This is a genomic window from Streptomyces sp. URMC 124, assembly GCF_051386455.1.
In the GTDB taxonomy this organism is placed as follows: Bacteria; Actinomycetota; Actinomycetes; order Streptomycetales; family Streptomycetaceae; genus Streptomyces.
On record NZ_JBPQTS010000485.1, the window covers coordinates 1 to 267 of the forward strand.

Here is a 267-nt window from a genome sequence, read left to right on the forward strand (position 1 = left end):
TTTCTCGAGAGCGAGAAGGATGACGGGGCATGGTCCGTGGAGGCGGCGATGGCGCTGCCCTGTCCGCCCTACGCCGATTACGAAGCGATGAAGGCTTATTATACCGATCCTGAATTTTCGCTGAACAATTTGGGGGAGGGCCTTTACGGCTGGATGCAGAAAAAAGAGCGCAGGAGAGCGGATGGAGCTCTGCTCATCCGGGAGGCAGGCCTTGATCCGTGGTTTTTGAGCTGCTTCGTATGGGTGCCGGGAGAATCCTCAACGCAT

1 protein-coding gene is annotated in these 267 nt (G+C 56.9%); it reads left to right on the top strand.

Features of this window, described 5'->3' with window-relative positions; all coding sequences use genetic code 11:
• Window positions 1-36: 36 nt before the first annotated feature.
• Window positions 37-267 (top strand): hypothetical protein (locus tag ACSNOG_RS33415; protein WP_436756423.1); only part of this gene is annotated, 231 nt, incomplete at its 3' end.